The sequence below is a fragment of the Rhizobium sp. HT1-10 genome, from assembly GCF_049472505.1.
In the GTDB taxonomy this organism is placed as follows: domain Bacteria; phylum Pseudomonadota; class Alphaproteobacteria; order Rhizobiales; family Rhizobiaceae; genus Rhizobium.
On the sequence record NZ_JBCEBQ010000004.1, the window covers coordinates 368,639 to 393,823 of the forward strand.

Annotated in this window: 20 protein-coding genes; 12 read left to right on the plus strand and 8 right to left on the minus strand. The window is 62.1% G+C overall.

All coding sequences use genetic code 11. The features are described from left to right. Positions 1 to 2: 2 nt before the first annotated feature. Both VH564_RS13350 and VH564_RS13355 read right to left on the minus strand, forming a co-directional pair. Positions 3 to 1,013, minus strand: coding sequence for a glycosyltransferase family 2 protein (locus VH564_RS13350; RefSeq protein WP_423340319.1), 1,011 nt, complete (start codon positions 1,011 to 1,013; stop codon positions 3 to 5). 15 nt (positions 1,014 to 1,028) lie between these two features. Continuing rightward, positions 1,029 to 1,928: a glycosyltransferase family 2 protein gene (locus VH564_RS13355; RefSeq protein ID WP_423340320.1), complete on the minus strand. Its 900-nt coding sequence runs from the start codon at positions 1,926 to 1,928 to the stop codon at positions 1,029 to 1,031. Between the two features lie 250 nt (positions 1,929 to 2,178). Between VH564_RS13355 and VH564_RS13360 the strand changes: the two genes are divergently transcribed. The 8 genes from VH564_RS13360 (at position 2,179) to VH564_RS13395 (ending at position 11,421) form a co-directional block, all read left to right on the plus strand. Then, positions 2,179 to 3,195: a glycosyltransferase family 2 protein gene (locus tag VH564_RS13360; RefSeq protein ID WP_423340321.1), complete on the plus strand. Its 1,017-nt coding sequence runs from the start codon at positions 2,179 to 2,181 to the stop codon at positions 3,193 to 3,195. Beyond that, positions 3,192 to 4,391 carry a glycosyltransferase gene (locus tag VH564_RS13365; RefSeq protein WP_423340322.1) on the plus strand — a complete coding sequence of 400 codons (1,200 nt, stop codon included), beginning with the start codon at positions 3,192 to 3,194 and terminating at the stop codon, positions 4,389 to 4,391. The genes VH564_RS13360 and VH564_RS13365 overlap by 4 nt, the downstream gene beginning before the upstream one ends. Positions 4,392 to 4,412: 21 nt before the next feature. Then, positions 4,413 to 5,528, plus strand: coding sequence for an acyltransferase family protein (locus tag VH564_RS13370; RefSeq protein ID WP_423340323.1), 1,116 nt, complete (start codon positions 4,413 to 4,415; stop codon positions 5,526 to 5,528). A 66-nt stretch (positions 5,529 to 5,594) separates the two neighbouring features. Then, a complete protein-coding gene (locus tag VH564_RS13375; protein ID WP_423340324.1) occupies positions 5,595 to 6,518 on the plus strand; it encodes a DUF6492 family protein in 924 nt (307 codons plus the stop codon). A gap of 14 nt (positions 6,519 to 6,532) precedes the next feature. Next, complete coding sequence (locus tag VH564_RS13380; RefSeq protein ID WP_423340325.1) at positions 6,533 to 7,186, plus strand: acyltransferase; 654 nt, start codon at positions 6,533 to 6,535, stop codon at positions 7,184 to 7,186. Positions 7,187 to 7,238: 52 nt separating this feature from the next. Continuing rightward, a complete protein-coding gene (locus tag VH564_RS13385) occupies positions 7,239 to 9,113 on the plus strand; it encodes an acyltransferase family protein (RefSeq protein WP_423340326.1) in 1,875 nt (624 codons plus the stop codon). A 32-nt stretch (positions 9,114 to 9,145) separates the two neighbouring features. Next, positions 9,146 to 10,093, plus strand: coding sequence for a glycoside hydrolase family 16 protein (locus tag VH564_RS13390; RefSeq protein ID WP_423340327.1), 948 nt, complete (start codon positions 9,146 to 9,148; stop codon positions 10,091 to 10,093). Continuing rightward, entirely contained in the window at positions 10,090 to 11,421 is a 1,332-nt protein-coding gene (locus VH564_RS13395; protein ID WP_423340328.1) for an O-antigen ligase family protein, read from the plus strand. Before VH564_RS13390 ends, VH564_RS13395 begins: the two co-directional genes overlap by 4 nt. Positions 11,422 to 11,434: 13 nt before the next feature. Here the strand turns inward: VH564_RS13395 and VH564_RS13400 are convergent, their stop codons facing one another. From VH564_RS13400 to VH564_RS13420, 5 genes are all read right to left on the minus strand, one after another. Beyond that, positions 11,435 to 12,406 carry an ABC transporter permease gene (locus VH564_RS13400; RefSeq protein ID WP_423340329.1) on the minus strand — a complete coding sequence of 324 codons (972 nt, stop codon included), beginning with the start codon at positions 12,404 to 12,406 and terminating at the stop codon, positions 11,435 to 11,437. A gap of 26 nt (positions 12,407 to 12,432) precedes the next feature. Beyond that, positions 12,433 to 13,986, minus strand: a complete 1,554-nt coding sequence (locus VH564_RS13405) for a sugar ABC transporter ATP-binding protein (protein WP_423340330.1) — start codon at positions 13,984 to 13,986, stop codon at positions 12,433 to 12,435. 120 nt (positions 13,987 to 14,106) lie between these two features. Continuing rightward, positions 14,107 to 15,096, minus strand: coding sequence for an ABC transporter substrate-binding protein (locus VH564_RS13410; RefSeq protein WP_423340535.1), 990 nt, complete (start codon positions 15,094 to 15,096; stop codon positions 14,107 to 14,109). 298 nt (positions 15,097 to 15,394) lie between these two features. Then, complete coding sequence (locus VH564_RS13415) at positions 15,395 to 16,414, minus strand: aldo/keto reductase (protein ID WP_423340331.1); 1,020 nt, start codon at positions 16,412 to 16,414, stop codon at positions 15,395 to 15,397. A 34-nt stretch (positions 16,415 to 16,448) separates the two neighbouring features. Further along, positions 16,449 to 17,954 carry a UxaA family hydrolase gene (locus VH564_RS13420; protein ID WP_423340332.1) on the minus strand — a complete coding sequence of 502 codons (1,506 nt, stop codon included), beginning with the start codon at positions 17,952 to 17,954 and terminating at the stop codon, positions 16,449 to 16,451. Between the two features lie 224 nt (positions 17,955 to 18,178). Here VH564_RS13420 and VH564_RS13425 point away from each other — a divergent pair, with 224 nt between their 5' ends. The 4 genes from VH564_RS13425 to VH564_RS13440 all read left to right on the plus strand — a co-directional run bounded on the left by VH564_RS13425 (position 18,179) and on the right by VH564_RS13440 (position 22,449). After that, positions 18,179 to 19,087, plus strand: a complete 909-nt coding sequence (locus VH564_RS13425; protein WP_423340333.1) for an FCD domain-containing protein — start codon at positions 18,179 to 18,181, stop codon at positions 19,085 to 19,087. Further along, a complete protein-coding gene (locus tag VH564_RS13430) occupies positions 19,084 to 20,190 on the plus strand; it encodes a mannitol dehydrogenase family protein (protein ID WP_423340334.1) in 1,107 nt (368 codons plus the stop codon). The genes VH564_RS13425 and VH564_RS13430 overlap by 4 nt, the downstream gene beginning before the upstream one ends. 102 nt (positions 20,191 to 20,292) lie before the next feature. Further along, positions 20,293 to 21,102 carry a phosphate/phosphite/phosphonate ABC transporter substrate-binding protein gene (locus tag VH564_RS13435; RefSeq protein ID WP_423340335.1) on the plus strand — a complete coding sequence of 270 codons (810 nt, stop codon included), beginning with the start codon at positions 20,293 to 20,295 and terminating at the stop codon, positions 21,100 to 21,102. Positions 21,103 to 21,303: 201 nt separating this feature from the next. After that, positions 21,304 to 22,449, plus strand: coding sequence for a fumarylacetoacetate hydrolase family protein (locus VH564_RS13440; protein WP_423340336.1), 1,146 nt, complete (start codon positions 21,304 to 21,306; stop codon positions 22,447 to 22,449). A gap of 17 nt (positions 22,450 to 22,466) precedes the next feature. On the opposite strand, the gene treY is transcribed toward VH564_RS13440, so the two are convergent. After that, on the minus strand, positions 22,467 to 25,115 hold the full coding sequence (gene treY, locus VH564_RS13445; RefSeq protein ID WP_423340337.1) for a malto-oligosyltrehalose synthase: 2,649 nt from the start codon (positions 25,113 to 25,115) through the stop codon (positions 22,467 to 22,469). Positions 25,116 to 25,185 lie beyond the last annotated feature (70 nt).

Consider the following 25,185-nt stretch of genomic DNA (forward strand, 5'->3'; position numbering starts at 1 on the left):
TGTCAACGGCAGACCCTGCCGCTATCTTCCTGCTTCGGTGTTTCCGTTGGCTTTGCCTCTTCGGCCTTTGGACGCGCATACTCGACGAAAACATCGCCGAAATGGGCATTGTATCGGCCGCGCACCTTGTCGAATTCCAGCATCCAGCCGAGCATCCGCGATTCAGGCTCCCGTTGCAGGAAGGGATAGAGCACCAGCCGGGCGCTGAGGCCGAGGGTCTTGGCAAAGCTCTTGCGGCCACCGCCGCCAAGGCTTTCCCAGCGAACGGCGTGGTTGCCGACGCGGAAGCGCCGCTGGCGCATCCAGGCGATCGAGGCGCGCGACTGCGGCACTTCCTCGTAGACGAAGGCCGCTTCCGACCAGGCCATCTTCATGCCTGCAAAGAACAGCCCCCGGAAAAACACGGTATCGCCGCCGCCCGAAAGTCCGAACTCCTCATCGAACAGCGGCCGTGGGATGGCTGCGATGGCCTGCAGGTCGATCAGGAAGTTGCAGGTGCAGAAGACGAAAGGCTTGCCGTTCAGGAACTGCTTGTCGACCGACCAGTAGCGCGAATATTTGCGCAGATGTGCGGCATTGTCCGGGAACACCGGCCGCACCGGCCCGCCAACGACGGCCGCCGCTTCCGAAGCCTGTGCCTTCAGCATCTCGCTCAGCCACTCCGGAGACGGCCACTCGTCGTCGTCGATCATCGCCACGAAGCGCAGGTTCAGCTTTTCGGCTTCGTCGAAGACCGCGTTACGGGCCGCGGAGATGCCGGGATGCGTTTCTATGCGATAATGCACCGTCAGTCCGGAGCGGGTCGAGAATTCGGCGACGCTTGCGGCAACTGCCGGATCCCGCCCGTCATTGTCGGCGATGATGATATCGGGCGGCGACGAGAGTGCCTTAGCGCTGATGGCGATGTGGTCGAGCAACCGCATCAGCGATGGCAGACGCTTGTAGGTGCAAAGGCCGACCGCCAGACCCTCGCGGGGCGCCTTGGTACTCACATTCGTGTCGGATATCGTCACGGTCTCTCCTTGATATTAGGTGTAGCGCGCAGCGCGCCCGCCGAGCAGGCCGACGGCCCGTCCTGCGTAATGCGCCGTCGAAAGCATACCCTGCGCCGCTCCGTTCGGATCGCGGCGGAAACCCGCACCGATCGTCCGCAGCAGCGAGGCAGCAAAACCCTTTAGGGCAGTGGTGCAGGTCTTGCCGGTGCCGTCGTAGAAGCGATCGATCTGCGACATGTAGATCCCGGTCGTATAATAGCGAGAGAGAACGCGGCTCGGCGACAGCCGGCTTTCCGGCGTCGGCTCGAAGACGACCGCCTCGTCGCACCAGGCAATTCGCCCGCCGGCCTTGCGAACCCGGCGAAACAGATCGTAGTCCTCGCCGCCGGATGCGCTGTACTCGTTACGAAACAGGGGCTGAGGCGCCACGTCCAGCAGGGTTCGAGAGATCAGCAGGTTCTGCGTCGTGTTGAGGGATTCGACCAAGCCAGTCTTCCAGCGGCGACGCCGAGCAAAGATGCTGTTGCGCGCGAGAATATTCGCGCCATCCGGGAGAACCCCTTCGACGGGCCCGCCGACCAGATGCGCATCCAGGCTTTCCCCGCAGGCGATCAGGTTTGCCAGCCATCCCTCGGAAACGTAGCCATCGTCATCGAGCATCGCTAGCCAGCGCCAATTCGGCACGATTTCGGTCACGGCGCGCACCAGCCCGTTGCGCACCGGGGCCAGTCCTCGTTCCGGAATTGGGACGTAAAAACAACGCGGAAATTCCGCCGCAAAAGCCTTGACGACGGCCTCCGTGTCAGCTGAGCAGCCGTTGTCCGCTACAACCAGCCATACGCTATGATTAACTTCGTTAACCAAGCTCGACAGAAGTTTTCGCAGCAAATCCGGCCGCTGAAAAGTGGGAATGCCGATCACAATATCAGCCATCTAGTGCAATCTCGTTCGTCACGGTTGTCGTCCTAGCTTGAGTGTAGTCTATAGTGCAATGCAACATTAGGCTATGGCAAATCGTCAATTTTTCCTCTACAGTCGTTTTCAACAGGCAAGAATATGGCGTTAATTTTGCCACATTCATCATTAATTTCAATGACATGTTCCTACACCTAGGCTTGCCAAAGATGCCGACATGCTCACCCTTGCAGCGCCACATTGAAAACCGAGCGGGATGGGATTCTTAATGGTTCGAAGTGTTCTGGTCGCTATTCCGACGCTGAATGAAGCTGCTCATATCGAGGCTGTAGTCGATCAGCTTTACGTCGATCTGCCGGACTGCAAAGTACAATTTGTAATTGCGGACGGCGGAAGCACGGATGGTACGGTCGAGCTCGTGCGAAGCCTTGCCGAGCGACGCGACGACCTCTTCCTGATGCACAATCCGCAGCGCCTCCAAAGTGCCGGCGTTAACCTCGCTGTGCGTCAATACGGACAGGATTCTGACGTGATGGTTCGTTGTGACGCACATGCCTCCTATCCGCGCGGCTATCTCCGCTCACTGGTCGACCGCCTGCAAGCTGTCGGTGCGGACTCGGTGGTGGTGCCGATGGATTCGGTCGGAGACGGCTGCCTCCAGCGTGCCGTCGCGTGGGTCTCGGATTCACCCGTCGGCTCCGGCGGCTCCGCCCATCGTGGCGGGCGCCAGAGCCGTTTCGTCGATCACGGCCATCATGCCGCCATGCTGACGGAGAGTTTCCGTCGGGCCGGCGGTTACGAGGAAACCTTCACGCACAACGAGGACGCGGAATTCGATTGCCGGCTAAGGGCTTTGGGTGGCAAGATCTATCTCGATACCGATATCCGCATCGAGTATCAGCCACGCTCGACCTTCCGCAAGCTGTTCAAGCAGTATTACAGCTATGGCAAGGGCCGGTCGCGCACGGTTCGGCGGCATCCAACATCGTTCAAGATCCGACAGTTCGCGGTGCCTTCCTTCATGAGCGCTTGCGCGGCCGCCATCGTGATGAGCCCGCTTTTCCCGGTGCTGCTGATGCTGCCGGCCTTCTACATCTTCGTGCTGGCTTTAACGTCGGCAAGCATCGCTTTCAAGAAGCGGTCGCTCTGCGGTCTGCTGGCAGGCCCCGCTGCCTGCACCATGCATGTCTCCTGGGCGCTCGGCTTCATCACGGGGATTCTGACATTGCGTGAAAGTCAGTGGCAACCAGACAAGACTTACCGTGGATTGGGAGAGGCCGTTTGAAGGCTCCGAATGAAAATGCTCGGATGCCGGCGCTGCTGGTCGATCCCTCGCTGTTCACGCCGGCCTATGATGCCGGCCTGACGCGGGGCCTGCGCGCCGTCGGCGTGTCTCCCTATTGGGCGGCGCGTCCCCTGCGGGCTGGTGAGCACTCCGAGGTGTCAGCCGAGGATATCGGCATCACCTTCTATCGCGGCGTCGAAGCCATTCCGGCGAAGCGCCAGAAGCTGCGCGGCCTTGCCAAGGGGCTATCGCACATCGTCGATCTCCTTCGCCTTGTCACCCACGTCTATCGCCACCGCCCGATGGTGATGCATGTGCAGTGGGCGGTGCTGCCGCTGTTCGACGCGCTGGCGATGCGTCTCGTCCGCCGCGTCTGCCCGGTGGTCATGACGGTTCATGACACGGTGCCCTTCAACGGCGAAAAGATCTCTTTCCTGCAGAATTCCGGCTTCGACATGCCGATCGCGGCTGCCGACCACGTCATCGTCCACACGCGCGGTGCTCGACGTAACCTGATCTCGCGCGGCATTGCCGAGAGCAAGGTATCGATCGTGCCCCACGGACCGCTGACGCTGAACGTCGCAGCGCCGCCGCGACCGGCCGGCGAAACGCGAGATCCTCGCTGGACCTTTGTGATGTTCGGCCAGATCAAGCCCTATAAGGGGCTCGATGTCCTGGTCGAGGCCCTGGGGCAGTTGCAGCCGGAGCTTCGTCAGCGCGCGCGCGTCGTCATTGCCGGCGCTGCCCATATGGATATGGCGCCGCTTGAGCAGCGCATTGCAGCACTCGGCCTCAAGGATGTGATCGAACTCCGGCTCGGCCGCCTCGACGAAAGCCAGATGGCCGCGCTGTTCGAAGAGGCCGACAGCTTTCTGTTTCCCTACAGGCAGATCGACGCGAGCGGCGTCTATTTCCTGCTGAAGCCGACCGGCAAGTGGATGATCGCGTCCGATGTCGGCATCTTCGCGGAGGACATGCAGGAGGCCAATGGCACCCTGGTCCCACCTGCCGACGTCGGTGCTCTGGCCGCAGCGCTCGCCGATGCCATCGAGCGACGCCCCGCGATCAAGATCACCGCCGGTGGCGACTGGACAAGCATCGGCGAGAAGACACTGGAAATCTACCGCGCCGCGATGAGCCAGCGCGGCGCCGTTTCCGCCTCCCAACCCGCCGCGCCGCGTTCCTCCGTCCTCTAGTTCCAGAAGGGTCCTTCCGACTTGCAGCAGCCCCAGAAGAAGCAGATCCAGGAAATACAGGTCCTCCGCCTTGTCGCCTCGATGATGGTGCTGATCAGCCATCTTCAGCACGAGGTGATGGACCAGTCCTTCGTCGACACGGCGAATTTCAAGCCGTTCGAGCCGGTCTTCTGGGCAGGTGGCGTCGATCTGTTCTTCATCATCAGCGGCTTCATCATGTACCACCTGTCGCGCAACAGTTTCGGCAAGCCCGGGGCGCCATTGCAGTTCATCCTGCGCCGCATCGTCCGCGTGGCTCCGCCCTACTGGTTTTTCACGATCGCCATGCTGTGCGCCATGGTCTTGTTTGCCGGCTCCGTCCGCTACGGCAGCCCGTCCCTGGAGCAGATCGTCGGCTCATTCCTGTTTCTGCCGTTGCCTGACCCCTACGGCCATTTCTATCCCGTGCTCATTCTCGGATGGACGCTGAACTTCGAAATGCTGTTCTACGCCGTCTTCGCCGTCGGCCTGTTCTTCAATAAGAGCTGGGGCATGACCTTCGTGATCGCGGCGCTGCTCGTGCTCGGCGGCTTGCCCTATTTCCACGTCGTGCAGACCCCGCCCTTTGCCTTCTGGGCCAATCCCATCGTCTTCGAGTTTCTGTTCGGCATTGCGCTGGCGCATCTGCGCGACACCGGCGTGCGCGTCGGGCCGCTGGTCGGCTGGTCGCTCTTCGTGGCCGGCATGGCGCTGATGGTCGTCTTCAAGGTAACCGGCCTGACGGAACTTGGCGGGCTTTGGCGGCCGCTGTGGATGGGTCTTCCGGCCTTTGTCGCCTGCGCGGGCCCCGCTCTGCTCGACGAAAAGCTCGACAGTGCGCTGAAGCCGCTGATGCGGGCCCTGGTGTTCGGCGGCAACGCCTCCTTCGCGCTCTATCTGTCGCATCCCTTCTCGATCAACCTCGTCGCCCTGGTGGCGCCGCGCATCGGCATCCATAGCCCCTGGCTCTACATCGTCGTCGCCGGTGGCTTCGCGATGATCGTGGCCGCCTTCGTCTACCTGCTGCTCGAGCGGCCGATGACCGGCTGGCTGCACCGGCGCTTCTGGGCTCCAAAGCCGCCGAAGGCCTTTGACATCCCGGCGGTCGGGCCTAGGTGACGGCTTGCCTCAACAGACGCCGTCGCAACGCGACGCAGGGACTTATTACGCCATCGGGAGACATCCATGACTGACGCCAAGGTCGCCATCATCACGCCTTCCTACCGCAACGATTTCGAGAATGCCGTCGATCTCTGCCGCAGCATCGACAGGTTCTGCGCGTTCGATTTCGAACACCTCGTCATCGTCCCTGAGAGTGACATGAAGATGTTCAGCGTGCTGCAGGGACCGCGCCGCCGCGTGATCGCGCGTGAAAGCATCCTGCGGCCGCACGGGTTCCGCCGGCTTCCGGTCCCGACCATCATCAAGTTGCCGTTCGGCAAGACGCTGCGCATCCGCGAGCAATATTACCTGCCCGGCGTCGGGCGCGTCAGCGGCTGGCTCGTGCAGCAGATTGTCAAACTCTGCGCCGGCGATCTGACCAAGGCCGATGTCTTCATTTTCGCCGACAGCGATGTCTTTCTCGTCCGCCCCTTCTCGCTGGAAGCCTTGAGGAGCGACGGCCGGCTCATTTTGCAACAGCATGTGCGCGGCCGCGACCTCGATACCCACCGCCTTTGGCGGAAGACGGCGCATGAATTGCTCGGCGTCGAAAAGCCGAAGGCACAGGAGCATTTCAACTATATCGGCCAGCTGATCCCCTGGGACCGCGCCACTCTGGACGGCCTCATCAGCCGCATCCAGTCTGTCACCGGCCCGAACTGGCAGCGCGCCATCGCCAAGGCGAAAACCGTTTCGGAATACATTCTCTACGGCGAGTACGTCGTCGAGGTCGCCGCCTTGGCCGAGCCGCGCCCGATCCGGGACATGAAGCTCGCCAACTCGGTCTGGTCGCCGGATGCGGTCATCGACGTGGAGGCGATCCTCGCGGCGATGGAGCCGGAGAATATTGCAGTCCACATCCAGTCGACCAACCCGCTGCCGATAGACGAGCGTCGCGCCGCCATCGCCGCCATCAACGGCCGCGTCCTCGCGTTGCCGGTTGCCTAGATCAAGGAAGCAGCATGAATCGATCCCGTAAGATATTGGCTCTGGTCATCTCGCGATTGCCGCACAAGGCCTTGCGTGCCGCAGCCTACCGGCACCTCATGGGTTACCGCCTGGCCAAGGGAACCAGCATCGGCTTTGGCGTCATGATCGCGGTCGATCGCTTCACCTCCGGAGCCGATGTCACCATTCGCCGGGGAACCAGCTTCATCGGGCCGATTTCGGTCACACTCGGCGAAGGCACGTTCATCGGCCGCTGGAACCGCTTCGAATGCGGCGATGCCGCAGCCGATCCGCGCCAGGCCCATATGGGCTATGCCCGCCGCTTCGAAACGGGCCGCAATTGCCTGATCAACGAGAGCCACCTGTTCGACATCCTCGGTAGCATTACCATCGGCGACGGCAGCTGGGTGGCCGGCTTCGCGTCGCAATTCCTCACCCACGGTGCCGGCACGATGAACCGCGATATCGTCATCGGTGAGAAGTGCTTCCTCGGCACGGCCGTGCGCTTTGCGCCGGGCAGCGGCGTCGGGGACCGCGTCATCGTCGGCATGGGTGCGGTGGTAACGAAACGACTGCCGGAAAGCGACGTCATCGTCGGCGGTCTGCCAGCCAAGGTGCTGCGCGCCCGCACAGATGACGACGGCTATTCCTTCGAGCGGACCTGGTGATGGCGGCTGCCATGAAAACATCCTTGGGCCACAAGCAGGGAGCGGGTGCCGAATGAGCAATGTAAAATATCGCGGCGACATCGATGGCCTGCGCGCCGTCGCGGTCCTGTCGGTCATCCTCTACCATTTCCAGTCCGGGATCTTTCGCGGCGGCTTTGTCGGCGTCGATGTGTTCTTCGTCATCTCCGGCTATCTGATCACCAGCATCATCAGCCGCGAGATGCTCGCCGGACAGTTCTCGTTCATCAAGTTCTACGAGCGGCGCGTCAGGCGCATCTTCCCGGCTCTCGCCTTCATGCTGGTGACCTCGGCCGTGGCCGCCTTCGTCATCCTCTATCCCTCCGAGCTGGTCGATTACTCGAAGAGCGTGATCTCGACGCTGACCTTCACCTCGAACTTCTATTTCTACGGCTTTCGCGGCTATTTCCTCAGCGACGTCGAAACCAAGCCGCTGCTGCATACCTGGTCGCTGGCGGTCGAGGAACAGTACTACATCTTCTTCCCGCTGCTCCTCCTCGCCCTCTACCGATTCCTGCCGCGCTTCGTGACAGCGGCAATTGCCGTCCTGGCCGTCCTTTCCTTCGGCCTGGCGCTTTGGCTGATGCACACGCAACAGCCCGCCGCCTTCTATTTCTCGCCGCCGCGCTTCTGGGAAATGTTCGCCGGCTCGCTGCTGGCACTGGCCAGGATCCCGGTCTTTCCGCAGCGCATTCTGCGCGAAGGCGCTGGCGCTGCGGGTCTGTTCCTGATCCTGGCAGCGGGCCTGCTCTACAAGCCGACGACAGCCTTTCCCGGCATGACGGCGCTTGCCCCCGTTCTTGGCGCCACCCTCGTCATCTATTCCGGCGCCGGTCCGGCCACTTACGTCAGCCGCCTGCTGTCGCTGCGACCACTGGTCTTCGTCGGGCTGCTATCCTACTCGCTCTATCTCTGGCACTGGCCGGTCGCCGTGTTCTATCACCTCCTGGCCGAGCGCCCGTTGGAGCCGAAGGACCTCGTCATCGTCGCGCCGATCACCGCCGTTCTGTCCTATGTGTCCTGGCGTTTCGTCGAGCAGCCCGCCCGCGACCGGACCGCCGTGCCTGCCAGGCGGCTGTGGATCGCCAATTTCGGCATATCGGCGCTGGGGATTCTCTTTGGCCTCTGGTGCATCGTCGCCTCCGGCCTGCCGATGCGCTTCTCTCCCGAGGTCGACCGGCTGGCAACCTATCTCCAATATGACGACCGCGCCGCCTATCGCCGTGGCACATGTTTCCTCGACGGCGAGCTGCAGACTCCCGCTGACTATGACCGGGAGGCCTGCCTTCGCTATTCGGACACAAAGCCCAACTACGTTCTGATCGGTGATAGCCACGGTGCCCATTGGTGGACCGGCCTCAGCAAGGCGATGCCCGATGTGAACCTGATGCAGGCGACATCCTCGGGCTGCAAGCCGTTGATCAAGGGGAATGGCCTGAAGAACTGCCGCGCCTTCATGGAGGGCATCTACGACACGCTGAGCCAGCGCCATCCGCAGGCGGTCATCATTTCGGCGCGTTGGGTGGCGACAGACATGCCGGACCTGCTGGCGACAATCGATCGGCTGAAGTCGATCGGCACCAAGGTCTTCGTCCTGGGGCCGATCCCGGAATACAGGATCGGCCTGGCAAGGCTGCTCGCCACCCAGGCGCTCTGGGGGCCGGGCGACCTTGCCCAGGAGAGACGCGTAGCGACCATGAAGACGATCGACGGCCAGTTTGCCGAGACGCTGAAGGACAAGGGTGTCACCTATGTCTCGATCTACGACCTGCTCTGCCCGCCGGGCACGACGAAGTGCCAGACGACGACGGAAACGGGCGTTCCCATGCAATGGGACTACGGCCACCTGACAGCGCCTGGGTCGGTTGTCCTTGCCCAGCGTCTGGCACCGGAACTGACTCAGTATTGAAACAGACTTGCCAAATTCAGAGGAGCTATCCAATGAACTCAAACGCTTTTAGGGCTTTCGCAAGCGGTCTTCTCTTTGTCTCCGTCAGTTCCCAGGCCTTGGCTGCAGGCGATCGGCTTTCCTTGCCAATGCCCTCCACGCCGGGAACCGCGACCTGCCAGCCGGCAGCCGCTGCCAGCGGCGGGCCGGAGGTCCATCTGACCCAGACCTTCAACGACGACTTCGACACGCTCGATCTCACCGGTGACAAATGGACGCCCCACTATGATGGCGACTACAGCTGGATGACCAAGCGCACACTGCAGGGCAACAAGGAGCAGGAGATCTACGTCGATCCCGGCTACAAGGGGCAGGGCCGCAAGCCGCTCGGCCTCAATCCCTTCAAGGTCAAGGACGGGATCCTTTCGATTGTCGGCGAGCGCACACCCGACGAATTCAAGCAGGCGCTTTACAATTATCAATTCACCTCTGGGGTGCTGACCACCCGCAAATCCTTCGCCCAGACCTACGGCTATTTCGAAATGCGCGCCAAGATCCCCGAGGGCAAAGGGCTTTGGCCGGCCTTCTGGCTGCTGCCGACCGACAAGAACAAATGGCCGCCCGAGCTCGACATCCTCGAGGTTGTTGGCCAGCAGGCCGACAAGATGGTGATGACGGCACATTGGAAGATGGGCGGCACCGGCGCCTATCAGCATTCCGGCTGCCGCGTTCCGCTGACGACAGCCACATCCGGCTTCCACACTTATGGTGCGCTCTGGCAGCCGGACCGCATCACCTGGTATATCGACCGCAAGCCGGTGCAGGTGCTGACGACGCCGCCCGGCTACGACATTCCCATGTACATGCTGGTTAATCTGGCGATCGGCGGCAAGATGGTCGGCGTCGCGGATGAGGGCACGCCGCTTCCCGCCGCCTTCGAAATCGACCGGATATCAGCCTACCAGATCGACGGCATGAAGCCCCCGGAGGCGCCGAAATGACGCAAGCCTATGCGGGCGACGAAATCTACACAGCGGTCTCCACGCAGGAGAAGTCGTTGCCTGTCATGGCGAAGCTTTTCCTCGTCGTGCTGCTGGTGCTCTGCCTGATCCAGTTCTCCGGTGCCTGGTACTGGGGTGGCGTCGATCTGACCCAGGAGGACCTGGAGGGCGTTCAGCCTTTTGGGGTTCCGTTCCGCTACGGTGTCTGGCTCTGCATCAGCATCGCCGTCTTCTATTATTTCTCTTCCTATTCCTACAAGGCGGTCGGCACCGCGCTGATGCCATTCCTGCCCTTCATCGGCATGGGATTTATATCAGGCGTGCAGGGCTTTTCCGTCGTCAGCTCTGTCCGTATCGAGATATTCTGGCTGCTGATGGCCTTGAGCGGATCGGTCATCGGCCTGCTTTTGCCGGCCAACCTGATAGCCCGGGTGATGGGCCGCTACCTCACCGTCATCCTCATCATCTCGATTGTGCTGGTGGTGGCGGTGCCGACGGCCGGCAAGGAAGTCTACGGCGGCGCCAGCGTCTGGAAGGGTGCCTTCCAGCAGAAGAACTATCTTGGCGCGCTTGCCATGTGGGCGACGGTCTTTGCCTTCTTTTTTTCAAAGGCGATCGGGCGGTGGCAAAGCCTGCTGCTGTTCCTGGTTGCCGCCGTCTGCCTGGTGGGTTCGGACTCCAAGGGCTCGCTGGCCGTCGCCGTCGCCGCTATCGGTTTTTACGTGCTGCTGATGTCGATGTCGAAGTCGCGGCTTTCGCCCTTCATCGGCTCAACGGCGCTGATCGGCTCGGTTCTCTTGCTTGCAGTCGGCGTCTATTTCTTATGGGTGCCGATCACAGGCGCGTTCGGCCGCGATGCGACGCTGACCGGGCGTACCGATATCTGGATGGCCTATCTCGGCCGGGTGGTGGATCACTGGTTCCTGGGCCAGGGTCCGGGCGCCTTCACCTCCGTCTCGCCGGTGACGGAGGATCTGTTCTTCCAGCTCGCGGCTCTCGGCTCGATACGCCAGCCGCACAACATCTTCATCGGTGTCGTCGGAGACGGCGGGGTCGTCGGTCTCTTCCTGTTCGTATCGGGACTGTTCTACGTCGCCTTCGTCCTGCCCTTCCAGAAAAAGACCTTCGAGGCGAGGCTCTGCGCCATCGGAGCCTTTCTCATCATCGTCGGTGGCATGGTCGAGGGCCGTGTCGGCTACAATATGAGCCTTGACGGCTTCTTCCTGTCACTGCTGCTTGCAGCCCGCGTTCGGGCCGAACGAGGCCTGCGGCGCCAGCAGAGATTGTCCAGGGTCGGCTATGACCAGGATGCCCTGCCGGCGACTTGAGGCTTGCGGGTAATCAGGATCTTCTTCTGCGCAACTGGTCGAAATAGACGATCAGGATGATCAGAACGCCGGTGATGACGCGCTGCCAGAAGGAGTTCAGGTTGAGCAGGTTGGCGCCGTTGTTGATGGTTGCCAGAATGAAGGCGCCGATCAGCGGGCCGTAGGCGGTACCGACAGCGCCGAAGAGGCTGGTGCCGCCGATGACGGTCGAGGCGATCGCCTGCAGTTCCCAGCCGTCGGCCTGCGTCGCGTTGCCGATGGCAATGCGCGAGGCAAGCAGCACGCCGACGAAGGCAGCGAAGGTTCCGGACAGAATATAGGCGAGATAGATCATGCCCTTGACGTTGACGCCGGAGAGGCGGGCAGCTTCCGGGTTTGAGCCGACGGCAAAGAGATAGCGTCCCCAGCGGCTGAGATGCAGGAACACGAAGGCCGGAACGGCCATGATGATCACCATCCAGAACAGGCTCGGGACGCCGAGGAAATCGGCGCGGGCAAAGTTGCTGAAGGCTTCATTGGTGATGTTGATCGACGATCCGTTGGTGATAAGAAGGCCGATGCCGCGCAGCGACGTCAGCGTCGCCAGCGTGATGATGAACGGCGGCAGGCCCATGCGCACGATACCAAAGCCATGAAAGGCCCCGATCGCCGTGCCGAACAGCAGCGTGATGATGATCGACGCCCAGACGGGCACGCCTGCCTGCAGCAGCCAGGCGATGATGACGCCGGCAAAGCCGACGATGGCGCCGACCGAAAGGTCGATCCCTGCCGTGATGATCACGAATGTCTGCCCGAGCGCCAGGATCGCCGTCATCGAGCCCTGACGCAGCAGATTGCTGATGTTGAGCGATGTCCAGAAGCTGTCCGTCGCAAAGGCAAGCGCCAGCCAGAGGAACAGCAGCAACCCGATCAGCGTCAGGCTGAAGAGGATGTTCATCCGCTTGCGCGGGGGCGGGGCGACGGTTTCGGCTGGGGTGACTGTCATCGAATTCTTCCCTTAATAATTTTGTCTCAGGCGCCGATGGCTTCGCCGAGGACTTCCTCGTGCGATGCGGCATGGAAATCGTGGCTCGCCACCAGCTGGCCGCTGCGGAAGACATGCAGCCGGTCGGCGAGCTCGTAGACTTCGGGCAGGTAGGAGGAGATCAGGATGATGCCGGCCCCTTCCTTCAGAAGCGTTGCAAACAGCCGATAGATTTCCGCCTTCGTGCCGACGTCGACACCGACGGTCGGTTCGTCGAAGATGAAGAGCTTGGCGCCATGGCTCAGCCATTTGCCGATGACCACCTTCTGCTGATTGCCGCCCGACATGCTGGAGGCGGCGACGTGGCGCGTGGGGGTCTTGATGCTGAGATCGCGGATCTGCTTGTTGGCGTTGGCCGCTTCCTTGCCGCGATTGATCACCGGGCCCATGCTCAACCGCTGGAAGACCGGCAGGTTGATGTTGAGGCCGATCGACTGGTTGAGGCAAAGCCCCTGGTCGCGCCGGCTTTCCGGAGCAAGCGCGATGCCGAGGGCCATGGCGCTCCGCTCGTTCTTGATCTCGGTCTTGTTGCCCATCCAGTGGATTTCGCCTGATGTCGTCTTTTCGCGGCCGTAGAGCCCGAGCACGAATTCGCTGCGACCGGCGCCGATCAGCCCGTAGAGGCCGACGATCTGCCCGGCCTTGACCGTCAGCGAGATATCCTCAAAGCCGGGCCCGGACAGCCCACGAACATCGAGGATGGTCTCGCCGATCGGAATCTCTTCCTTGTGGTAGATCTGTTCGATCGAGCGGTTGATCATCATCTGGATCAGCTCTTCGTCGCTGGTCTCGCCGATCAGGCGTGTGCCGACATGGGTGCCGTCGCGCAGGACCGAGACGCGATCCGCAAGCTCGAATACTTCCTCCATCCGGTGGCTGATATAGACGATGGTCACACCTTCCGCCTGCAGGCGGCGGATCAGCTTGAACAGCTGCGCCGATTCCTGGCGGGTGAGATAAGCGGTGGGTTCATCGAAGATCAGGAATTGCGTGCCGCGCATCGCAGCCCGCGCCGTCGCCACCAGCTGTTGCTGACCGATCGTCAGCGAGTTCAGCGGCGCTGCGGCGGGCAGGCCGAAGCCGAGATCGTTCAGCACCGTCTGCGCCATCTTCTCCATCTGCTTCTTGCGCATCAGGCCGAAGCGGTTGACCTCGTCGCCGAGAAACATGTTGGCCGCCACGGAGAGATGCTGGCACAGCACGACTTCCTGGTGAACGGCGTTGATGCCGCGCTCGATTGCCTCGTTCGGCGTCGCCAGCGCGACCGGCTTTCCGCACCAGGCGATTTCGCCCGAGGTGCGCGAGATGACGCCGGTCAGAAGCTTGATGAGCGTGGACTTGCCGGCGCCGTTTTCACCGACAATGGCGTGGATTTCGCCAGCGAGGAACGTCAGCGTCGCGGGCTTCAGGGCCTGCACCGACCCGTAATTCTTTTGCAGCGCCTTCAGTTCGAGAATGGGCGATCCCGGCGGGACACGGTTTGCTTCCTTGAGCGCGGCACTGTCATCGTGGCGATGACTGACCTCTTCCAATCCGGCCATGGGCCTATCCTCTTCCTTGCGGCCGGCACCTTTCGTCGGGCGTCGTTCGCATTTCACCTAAGCGCATCTGTTGGGTGGAAAAGGCCGCGCGGTTTGCGCGCGGCCTCTCTGGTTGGTTTTTTACTTCAGCTTCGGGTTCAGCAGAGCGTCGATCTTCGGTTCGCTCATGTTCGCCTTGGTCACGAGGTTGGCGCCGGTGTCGACGGTTTCAGCAACCTTCTCGCCCTTGGAGACGGCAAGTGCCGTCTTGATGCCGTCGTAACCCATGCGGTAGGGGTCCTGGACGACGAGGCCGGCGATGGCGCCGCTCTTCAGGAAGCCGATCGTCTTGTCGTCGCTGTCGAAGCCGATGACCTTGACCTTGTCGCCGAGCTTGTTTTCAGCAATCGCCTGGCCAACGCCCTGTGCCATGATCAGGTTCGAGGCGAAGACGCCGACGATCTTCGGGTTCGATGTGATCAGGTCGGTCATGATGTTGAGGCCGGTGGTCGCCTGGCCGTCGGCATACTTGTCAGCAACGATCTTGAGGCCTGGATACTTGGTCTTGATTTCTTCCATGAAGCCTGCGCGGCGCTGCTCGAGAGAGCCGGCACCGGGGGTGTTGGTGATGATGACGACGTCGCCTTCTTCCTTGCCGGTCATGCCCTTGATGGCAGCAGCCAGGCCGTCGGCAGCAATGCGGCCGCCCTGGGTGTTGTCGGTGGTCAGGAACGACTTGAATGCCTTGGAGTCAGCGCCGGAATCGATGCCGATGATCGGAACGGACTTCGCAGCTTCGTCGATCGGCTTGCCGAGTGCCTTGGACTCGGTCGGCGAGATGACGATGGCAGCAGGTTTGCCGGCAACGGCATTTTCCAGGATGCTGATCTGGCCGTTGACGTCCGTCTCAGCCTGGGCACCGAGTTCCGGTACCTTGACGCCGAGGTCCTTGCCGGCCTTGCGGGCGCCGGCGAGCACGATCTGCCAGTAGAAGGACGTGGTGTCCTTGACGATGATCGGGATCGTCACTTCGGCAGCGAAGGACGCTGCTGGCATCGACGTGGCGATGAAAGCGGCGCCGGCGAGGGCAGCAAATGCACGGCGGGAAAGAATGGATTTCATGATGTAAATTCTCCTCTCAGGTGCGTTCTCCTCCAGAGAAATCGACCCGCTGAACGCATGCGGACGATTTTGTATCGGTAGTCGCTTGATGGTCGACGCGAACGGGAGCGCGCGTCTGGGCACGCCAGCCTTGTGTGGCTCGAACTGTCTTGAATGCGGACCGCGTCCGCAACTCTCCTCCCTCTCCAAGGCCGTCTCCCCACGGCCACTTTACTCAACGAAACATAAATTCCATTAACGTGTCAAGATGGAATGTATGTTCCAAATAGGCCTATGCTCCGCTTTCGGCCTTTATCTTCTTCGTCCGCTAGACCCGAACTGCATCTTCCCCGAGCGGCGGCGCAACAAGCGCGTATGGCTCGAATTCTGGATAGAGGCTGTCTGGCACTGGCTGGGCGAAATTCTCGATATTGCGGTCCAGGCTCGAGGCCTTCCCCGTGCCGATCAGCACAGAGGCAACAAGCGGACTGCGCAGCGGAAACTGCAGCGCTGGCGCGGCCAGCGGCAGGCCGTTGTTCTTGGCGATGGCCTCCATGGCGGCAACCTTTTCCCGCACCTCTTCGGTCGCCGGCATGTAGTCGAAATTGGCGCCGTCAACGGGACCGGTGGCCAGGATGCCGGAGTTGAAGACGCCACCGATAACGAGCGATGTCTGCGTTTTCTCGCAGAGCGGCATGAGCTCGTCGACGGCCGAGCGGTCGAGCAGCGTGTATCGCCCGGCAAGCAGGATGCAGTCGATCGGCGCAGCGCGCATCACGTCGAGGCAGACGGGCACCTCGTTGACGCCGAGCCCGTAGGCGGCAATGGCGCCCGACGACTTCAGCTGCTCGAGCGCCTTCAGCCCGGAGCCGAGCAATTGCCCGAGATAATGTTCGTTGGCAGCTCTTCCGTGGGTATAGACGCCGATGTCATGGACATAGAGGATGTCGATGTGGTTGAGGCCGAGGCGGGCATAGCTGAAATCGACGGACCGCATGATGCCGTCATAGGAATAATCGTAATCCGCATCGAAGGAGAGCGGGTCGACGTAGCTGTAGTCCGGGACGGTGCCTGTCGGCACCGGGCGCAGCAGCCGGCCGACCTTGGTCGACAGCACATAGCTGCCATCCGGCTTGTCGCGCAGGAAATCGCCGACATGCCGCTCGCCGAGGCCGAGGCCGTACCAGGGAGCGACGTCGAAATAGCGGATGCCGCTGTCCCAGGCCGCCTGCAGGGTCTCCATCGCCTGATCGCGCGGGCAGGCGCGGAATAGACCGCCGAGCGCTGCTGCACCGAAGCTGATCTCGGTGACCTCGAGCGCCGTCCTGCCGATTTTCCTCCTGTTCATCATCTCTCCCCAGACGATTGTCGATCTGTCTTGTTCAAAGTGTTGCGCCGAGATGCCAGGGCACGAATTCGTTGTCGCCGTAGCCGAAGGCTTCGCTCTTGGTCTTCTTGCCGGATGCCGTCTCGATGATCAGCTCGAAGATTTCCCGACCCTTGGCCGCGATCGTCGTCTCACCTGTCGCGATCGTGCCGCAGTCGATATCCATGTCCTCTTCCATCGCCTGGTAGAGCGCGGAGTTGCTGGCCAATTTGAACGACGGGGCCGGGCGAGACCCGAAGCAACTGCCGCGACCCGTCGTGAAGGCAATCATGTTGGCGCCGCCTGCCACCTGGCCGGTCGCCGATACCGGATCGTAGCCGGGGGTATCCATGAACACCAGCCCGCGGCCGGTCACACGTTCGGCATAGCCGTAGACATCCGTCAGCGGCGAGCGCCCGCCCTTGGCGACGGCACCCAAGGATTTCTCGAGAATGGTCGTCAGGCCGCCGCGCTTGTTGCCGGGCGAGGGGTTGTTGTCGAGCGAGGCGCCGTGCAGGGCGACATATTGCTCCCACCAGGTGATCTTGGCATCGAGCTTGGCCGCCACATCCTCGCTGACAGCCCGGCTGCGCAGCAGGTGCTCGGCGCCGTAGATTTCCGAAGTTTCCGACAGGATGGCCGTACCGCCGGCTGCCGCCAGGAGATCGGCCGCTACGCCCAGGGCCGGATTGGCGGTAATGCCGGACAGGCCGTCGGAGCCGCCGCATTGCAGGCCGATGATGATCTCGCTGACGGAGATCGGTTCGCGCCGCGCAGTGCCCACTTCCTCGCAGATTTCCTTCAGCACGCCCATGGCAAGGTTGACGGCACGGCGCGAGCCGCCCGCATCCTGAATGTTGAAATGGCGCTTGGAGGCACCGGCACCGCTCTGCCCGTAAAGTGTCAGCTGGTTGACCTCGCAGCCGAGGCCGATCATCAGCACCCCACCGAAATTCACATGGCGGGCGTAACCGGCGAGCGTCCGGTGCAGGATGTGCATGCCGTCGCCGGTCGAACTCATGCCGCAGCCTTGGTCGTGCACGATCGGCACGAAACCGTCGATGCCATCGTAGTGAGGCAGCAGCGTCCGGTTTGCCTCCTCGGCAATGGCGCGGCAGACCGTGGTGGAACAGTTCACGCTGGCAAGGATGCCGATGTAGTTGCGCGTCGCGGCGCGACCGTCGGCGCGGCGGTAGCCCATGAAGGTGCGGGCCTTCTCGGCATCGGTCGCGGTTTCCGGCGGGATGGATGTGGTCGCCGACAGGCGGTCGTTCTCGAAATGCAGGTTGTGGCTATGAACGTGATCACCGGCCTTGACGTCAGCGGTCGTCCGTCCGATCGCCTGGCCGTATTTGACCACAGCATCGCCAAGGCCAATATCGCTGAGGGCAAACTTATGACCCGGATCAATCTTGGCGCGCGTTGTCAGCGAGCGGTCGACGACCGTCCCTGCAGCAATCGGCGCTGTCGCCACGGCGACATTGTCGCCGTCGGACAAGATGATCCAAGGCTGGTTGTTCAACATCATCTCCCTGTCGAAACGACCGCTACATCGGCAATCGTCATTGATTTTGTTTTTTATCTACAATAAACATTTTGAAGTCAACGGGGAATATCGCCGCGGACGGGGAGAGAACACCGCCAAAAATAAGCGCCGTTCAAGGGCGCATCGCAGTGGCCAGGTACGGTTTGCAGCCTTAAAAGGCGGCAGATCGCATGGGGTCCTGCAGGCATCAGGGGGTCGGTATGGCCAGACAGAATACGGTCTTCAAGGAGGCGTTCAACCGCTATGCAGCAACGCTGCTGCCGCATGCCGCCCTGCCGTCGGAGCCGGAGATCGCAGCCCAGCTCGGCATCAGCCGCAGCACGGCGCGGGCGATCCTCCTGCGGCTGAGCGAGGTCGGTATCATTCAGTGGAACAAGCGGGAAAAGACCGTCCTGCGCCCGCCCATCGCCAGCGACCTTTTCCCCGAGCAGGAAACCAACTCGCTGCACGACATCATCGAACGCAGCTTCATGCTGCGCATTCTCTCAGACGAAGCGCAGCCGGGCATGCAAATCAACGAGCTGGAACTGGCCCGCGAAATCGGCACAGGCACGACCAGCGTGCGGGAATTCCTGATCCGCTTTTCGCGCTTCGGCCTGATCGAGAAACGCCCCAACAGCCACTGGACGCTCAAGGGCTTCACCCGCGAGTTCGCCCTGGAGCTGGCTGATGTGCGCGAGATGTTCGAGCTGCATTCGGCGTCCGAATTCGGGCGGTTGCCGGCCGATCATCCGGCCTGGGCGAGCCTTGCCGCGATCCGCCAGGAGCACGACGAGCTGGTCGCCGATCTCGACGCCCGGTACCGCGATTTTTCGCAACTGGACGAGAAGTTTCACCTGCTCATCCATCGCGCGTCGAAGAACCGCTTCATCGCCGATTTCTACGACGTCATCGCCATCGTCTTTCACTACCACTACCAGTGGAACAAGGCTTTTGCCCGCGAGCGCAATGCCCGGGCGATCACGGAACATCTGGCCTATATCGAGGCTCTCCAGTCGCGTGATGCCGCCCGTATCGAGAAGGCCTGCCGCAATCACCTGCAGTCCGCCCGGCAAACCCTTCTGCAATCCATACAGCAGGCTCCGAGCGAGGAAGGAAAACATCCATGAAGACCCCCATCATGCAGTTCGGCACCAGCCGCTTTCTCCAGGCCCATGCCGATCTCTTCATCAGCGAGGCGATGGCGAGAGGCGAAGCGCTGGGACCGATCACCGTCGTCCAGACGACAGGCTCGAGCGAGCGCGCCGAGCGTCTGAAGGGCTTGGCTGCCGATGGCGGATTTCCCGTTCGCATTCGCGGCATCGAGGATGGCCAGCCGGTCGACCGCGTCCGGCAGGTGACGAGCGTCCGTCGCGCGCTCTCCGCCTCCACCGACTGGAGCGAGATCGAGCGCATCTTCATCGAGGAAGTGTCGCTCGTGCTCTGCAACACCGCCGACCGCGGCTATGATATCACCGGCGAGCCGCAGGCACTGCCGTCCGGGCTGCCGGTTTCCTTTCCCGGCAAGCTCACTGTCTTGCTGCATGCAAGATTTGCCGCGGGTGGCGATGGCCTGACGATCCTGCCTTGCGAGCTGATCAGCAGGAATGGTGAGGCGCTCCGGGCGATTGTTCTCGATCTCGCAGCCCGCTGGTATCAGGGCGGTGACTTCTCCGCCTGGCTCGAAAGCAAAGTGATCTTCTGCAACACGCTTGTCGACCGTATCGTCTCAGAGCCGCTTTTTCCAGCCGGTGCCGTTGCCGAGCCTTACGCGCTCTGGGCGATCCAGAGGGTCGCTGGCCAGGCTTTGCCCTGCGTCCATCCGGACGTGGTCGTGGCTGATGACATCGAGCCCTATGAAAAGTTGAAGTTGTTCATTCTCAATCTCGGCCACAGCTTTCTCGCCCATCGTTGGATCGAAGGAGGCCGGAAAGAAGGGCTGACCGTGCGGGAGATGCTGGGCAGTGAGCAGACAAGACTATCTCTGCTCTCGCTCTATGAAACCGAGGTCGTCCCGGGGTTTGCCCGCAAAGCCATGCAGGCAGAAGCGAAGGCCTATGTCTCTGCGACGTTGCAGCGCTTCGACAATCCCTTCCTCGATCACAGGCTTTCCGACATAGCCCAGAACCACGCCGAGAAGATCCGTCGGCGCTTTCAGGGATTTCTCGATTGGTCGGGTGCGGAGGCGCCGACATTGCAAGCGATCATCCGCGCATCGGAAGCCTCTGCCTAGGCGTTCAGCCAACTGCCGACAGCCACTGCCGTTTTCGGCTAGTCAACTGTACCGGCCGGCATGTAACAAGTCATATCCTGCAGCCACTGGATCGATGTCCCGATGCGTCTTGCCAGCCTTGCCATGTACACGGCGCCCACGCCCATCGCCGTCGCCAACGACGCGCTCTGGGCCTATGTGCGCGACCGGTTGCGCCAGTCCGGGATGGACGGTGTGCCCGACAGTCTTGATCGCGATGTTGTCTATGATCAGGCATGGTTGCGCCCCGATCTTTTGTTGGCGCAGACCTGCGGCTTCCCCTTCGTCAAGAAGCTGCGCGGCCGTGTCCGCCTGTTGGCAACGCCGGTCTACGGCTTTCCCGGCTGTGACGGGCCTTTGAACCGCAGCAAGATTATCGTTGCCAAGGATAGTCCTGCTCGGACCCTCGATGACCTCAGGGGTCTGACGGCCGCCATCAACGAGCCGGGCTCGAATTCCGGCAGCAACCTTTTCCGCGCGGCCATTGCGCCCCTGGCGACGAACGGCCGTTTTTTCGCCTCGGTGGTGGAAACCGGCGGGCACGTTGCCAGCATCGATGCCGTTGCTTCGGGCAAGGCCGACGTCGCGGCGATCGATTGCGTGACCTTCGGCAACATCGGGCGGTTCGATCCGGGTCGGCTGGCCGGCTTGCGTGTGCTTGCCGAAACGCCGGAAGGCCCAGGTCTGCCTTTCATCACCTCCAGTGAGACCACTGACGAGGAACTCGCTCTGATGCGTCGGATTCTCGATGAGGTCGCCGCAGCGCCGTCGCTTGCGGACGTGAGGGACGTCCTCTCGCTCCGACGTTTCGAGGTGCTGTCCGAGGACGCCTACCAGCGCCTGGCAGATCTCGAGCAGCAGGCCATAGCGCTCGGCTATCCCGCTGTGGCCTGATGAGACGGTCAGGGGCCGACGCGGCACCATCCGCCGAGCCGCGCGTTACGATTGTTGACAAGCTTCCGGCGGTGACCAACATGCCGTCCGGTTGTCGATAGCCGGCTTCATGTCGGAGGGCGAGCTATCGCCGGAAAATTCACTACAGCGCTGCCCGGGAGAGCGGCGCGTCGATTACGAAATGAAAACGGGAGGCCAGTCATGGCGGGTTATAGCGATAATTTCGACACGGGCAGCTATGTCGGCAGGGTCTGGGATAGGGCAAAGCAGGGACCGTCGGTCGTGGTTGTGCGTCAGGGACGCGTCTACGACGTGACATCGAAAGACATACCGACGGTATCCGCCCTGTTGGAGATGGACGATCCCGCGGCGTTCCTTCGCACCCGGGACGGCGAAACAATTGGCAGCCTCCAGGCACTGCTTTCGGGCGAAAGCAACACAGGTCAGACCCATCTCCTTGCCCCTATCGATCTTCAGGCGGTCAAGGCCTGCGGCGTGACCTTTGCGCGCTCGATGCTCGAACGGGTGATCGAGGAGCGAGCGGCCGGCAATCCGGATCTCGCCAACAGCATCCGCGCCCGCATCACCGCGATCATCGGCGACAGTCTCCGCAATCTGAAGGCCGGCTCGCCCGAGGCGGCCAAGGTCAAGGCGGCGCTGATCGAGGATGGCGTCTGGTCGCAATATCTCGAAGTCGGCATCGGCCCGGATGCCGAGGTGTTCTCGAAGGCGCAGGTCTTGTCGTCAGTCGGTCACGGTGCCGACGTCGGCCTGCATCCGATCTCGAAGTGGAACAATCCCGAGCCGGAAATCGTGCTGACGGTGGACAGCCAGGGCCGGGTCAAGGGCGCGACCCTCGGCAACGACGTAAACCTGCGCGATGTCGAAGGCCGCTCCGCCCTGCTGCTCGGCAAGGCCAAGGACAACAATGCGTCCTGTTCGGTCGGCCCGTTCATCCGCCTTTTCGACGATACCTACAGCATAGACGACGTCCGCAATGCCGACCTAGATCTGAAGATCGAAGGCGAGGACGGCTATGTGCTCAATGGCAAGAGTTCGATGAAGGAAATCAGCCGCGATCCGCTCGACCTGGTTGCCCAAACGATCGGCCGGCATCACCAGTATCCCGACGGCCTGGTGCTGTTCATGGGCACGCTGTTTGCCCCCGTCGAGGACCGTGGCATCCCGGGCCAGGGTTTTACCCACAAGATCGGCGACATCGTCACCATCTCAAACAACAAACTCGGTGCCCTCCGCAACCGCGTGCTGCTGTCGACGGACTGCGCGCCGTGGACATTCGGTGTGTCCCATTTGATGCGCAACCTTGCGGCGAGGGGCATGCTCTGAAGCAAGCCCCTCTTGTCCTATTCGGAGACGAACAAGGCAACCGGCGAGGTCTGCAGGATATCCGCCAGTTTCAAGGGACGACCGGCTTCAAAAATCCGGTCGTCGATGACATTGCGCAGGGCCCAATTGTCATCGCTAGAGAGGACGATGGTGGTGTCGCCCCAGTAATCGCCGCATGGCCATTCCGTTGCGCCAAGGTCGAAAACCTGACGCGGCGCAATCGCAAGCGCCACTTTTCCTTGATGGCGGCGGAGAAATGCGACCGCCTTGTCCGCGCGCTTGCCGGTGACCTCAAGTGGCTCGTAGTCGCCCTCGGAAAAGAGCAGAGGCTCGGCCTTTCGCAGGGCAAGGCCCTTGGCAACCAGCTGCTGCTTGACGACGCCTCGCGACAGCAAGCCTTCGTCTCTGTCTGCAATCTTGATCTCGAGGTCGGCAACGAGTTTAGCATAGTCCGGCAGACGGCGATTGTCGGGATCGACAAGGCTGAAATCCAGCTGCTCGGCGCCCTGATAGATGTCCGGGATGCCCGGTGCTGCCAGCTTGATCAGCGTCTGCGTCAGGCCATTGAACAGACCGGCGCGGACGAAGGGCTGTAGCGTCCTGGCGAAATCCTGCAGGAACTCGGTATTGCCAGGTTCCAGCAAGGTTGCCGCGTAGGTTTTGACGGCATTTTCATAGGCGGCGTTTTCCTCGCCCCAGTTGGTACGCTGCTTTGCCTCGCGCAGCGACTTCTCCACGTAACCGAGGAAACGCTCGGAAAGACCAGCGGGCTCGGGAGCATCGGTGCTGGCCTCCGCCGGCCAGGCGCCGGCCAGCGCCTGATAAAGCATCCATTGGATTCTCGGCTCCGGCGCATTGCCATCCGGCAGGTTTGCGACATGGGCAGCGTTGATCGTCTGCCAGCGCTTCACACCAGCGCACCAGGCTTCGGGCGCTTCGCTGAGGGCATAAAGCCGTGCCCGGGCGTCCTCGCCGCGTTTGGTGTCGTGCGTCGAGCTGGCCGACAGGCCCGCCGGCTGGGTCTCGGCCCGCTTTGCCATCTCCTCATGAAACCGCTCGACACCGAATGTATCGGATGCAGGCTCGCCGCCCACCTCGTTCAGCCCGATCAGGCGGTTGTAGCGGTAGAACATCGTGTCTTCGATGGACTTGGCGGTGAGCGGACCTGTCAGCTGCTGGAAGCGCCGGCGGAATTCCTGGGCTGCATCTGCGGCAGCCGGCGACACCTCGCCCTGGAAGACCCGTTCGATGAAGGCCAAGGCCTGGCCGTCGGGCGCATGGGTCGAGCTCGCCGCTGTATTGACGATCCTCTCCCACATATCTGCGTCGCTTACCTCGAGGCGCCCCTGCGAACCATAGGTTCGATAGACAGGGCATGCAACGAGCAGCGACACAAGCGCCATCTCCAGCTTATCCCTATCCGGCGCGTCATCGACACCTTCTCCAGCGGTCTGCAGCAGCTTCAACAGAGTATTGGTCTCGACAGCAAAATTCTTGCGCGCCAGCATCGCCTTGACGGCAAGGGCGCCTTCGGCAAATTCCGGCTCGCCATCGGCGAGACCGCGATAGGTGTCGGTGATCGTCTTCATTCCCGCCGTGGCGACCAGGACGTCCGGCAGCGTGGTGATGAACTCATAGCCGGTGGTGCCGGAGATCGGCCAGGCCTTAGGCAGCGTCTCTCCCTCCGCCAGGATTTTCTCAACGACGATATAGGTGTCGTCGCCGACCGCACTGCGCAGGCGGTCGAGATATCCGGCGGGATCGGCGAGGCCGTCTATATGATCCAGACGCAACCCGTCGATGGCGCCGTTGCGCACCAGTTCGAGCGTCAGCCGATGCGCGTCGTCGAACACTGCAGGATCCTCGACGCGCAGCCCGACAAGACCGGTGACCTCGAAGAACCGGCGATAGCTGAGCTCGCGCGGTGCGTCTTTCCAGAAAAGCAGTTTCCAGGGCTGGGCGTCCAGCACGGCCCGGATAGAGGCTGGATCGGCATATTTCCGCTCGAACGCTTCCCGGATGTCGGCAGCGCTGCCCGTGAGCAGTGCCCGCGTGCTGCGATGGAACTCCGCCTCGTGTTCTGGTTCGGCCGTAGAGGCGAGCGTCAGAAGTTTGGCCGCGGCCGGGGCGTCGACCCCGGACAGCACGTCCGCATAGCTGCTGGGCACCAGCGGCATCATCTGTTCGTAGTAGGCAATCGCCAAAACGCCGGCTTCCTCGTCGACGACAAGCTTGAGCTCGCCCTCGGCCAAGGCTTCGTCCAAGGGCTTTCCCAGCAGCGGCAGGGTCAGCTTGCGTCGCCAGTCGATGTCGAAGTGCCGGCCGTAGGGGCTTGCCTCTCCCCATTCGACGACGCTCCGCCACCAGGGGTTCTCGAGAGAAGCGGCCATGTGGTTCGGGACGATGTCGACGAGGAGGCCGATGCCGGCAGCACGAAGGGCCGACGACAGCCTGTCGAAACCTGCTCTCCCGCCGATCGCCGGATCGATCTCGTTTGTGTTGGTGACATCGTAGCCATGGGTCGACCCATCCGTGGCAGTGAAGATCGGTGAGGCATAGAGGTGACTGATGCCGAGCCGGCTGAGATAGGGGACGATCTGTTCGGCATGCTCGAAGGTCATGCCGTCACGGAACTGGATGCGGTAGGTCGAGCTGGGCAGCGTCATAGTTTTCCTGGGAGAATGGGACGGTTGCTCGGCCTGCAGCCACTCTCATCGATGGCCGGCGCAGCCGCAT

Excerpts from the sequence above, each read along its gene's own strand:
- VH564_RS13355 (WP_423340320.1), bottom strand. The coding sequence starts at position 1,928 with ATGGCTGATATTGTGATCGGCATTCCCACTTTTCAGCGGCCGGATTTG.
- VH564_RS13360 (WP_423340321.1), top strand. The coding sequence starts at position 2,179 with ATGGTTCGAAGTGTTCTGGTCGCTATTCCGACGCTGAATGAAGCTGCT.
- VH564_RS13375 (WP_423340324.1), top strand. The coding sequence starts at position 5,595 with ATGACTGACGCCAAGGTCGCCATCATCACGCCTTCCTACCGCAACGAT.
- VH564_RS13380 (WP_423340325.1), top strand. The coding sequence starts at position 6,533 with ATGAATCGATCCCGTAAGATATTGGCTCTGGTCATCTCGCGATTGCCG.
- VH564_RS13385 (WP_423340326.1), top strand. The coding sequence starts at position 7,239 with ATGAGCAATGTAAAATATCGCGGCGACATCGATGGCCTGCGCGCCGTC.
- VH564_RS13390 (WP_423340327.1), top strand. The coding sequence starts at position 9,146 with ATGAACTCAAACGCTTTTAGGGCTTTCGCAAGCGGTCTTCTCTTTGTC.
- VH564_RS13395 (WP_423340328.1), top strand. The coding sequence starts at position 10,090 with ATGACGCAAGCCTATGCGGGCGACGAAATCTACACAGCGGTCTCCACG.
- VH564_RS13400 (WP_423340329.1), bottom strand. The coding sequence starts at position 12,406 with ATGACAGTCACCCCAGCCGAAACCGTCGCCCCGCCCCCGCGCAAGCGG.
- VH564_RS13405 (WP_423340330.1), bottom strand. The coding sequence starts at position 13,986 with ATGGCCGGATTGGAAGAGGTCAGTCATCGCCACGATGACAGTGCCGCG.
- VH564_RS13415 (WP_423340331.1), bottom strand. The coding sequence starts at position 16,414 with ATGAACAGGAGGAAAATCGGCAGGACGGCGCTCGAGGTCACCGAGATC.
- VH564_RS13425 (WP_423340333.1), top strand. The coding sequence starts at position 18,179 with ATGGCCAGACAGAATACGGTCTTCAAGGAGGCGTTCAACCGCTATGCA.
- VH564_RS13430 (WP_423340334.1), top strand. The coding sequence starts at position 19,084 with ATGAAGACCCCCATCATGCAGTTCGGCACCAGCCGCTTTCTCCAGGCC.
- VH564_RS13435 (WP_423340335.1), top strand. The coding sequence starts at position 20,293 with ATGCGTCTTGCCAGCCTTGCCATGTACACGGCGCCCACGCCCATCGCC.
- VH564_RS13440 (WP_423340336.1), top strand. The coding sequence starts at position 21,304 with ATGGCGGGTTATAGCGATAATTTCGACACGGGCAGCTATGTCGGCAGG.
- treY (WP_423340337.1), bottom strand. The coding sequence starts at position 25,115 with ATGACGCTGCCCAGCTCGACCTACCGCATCCAGTTCCGTGACGGCATG.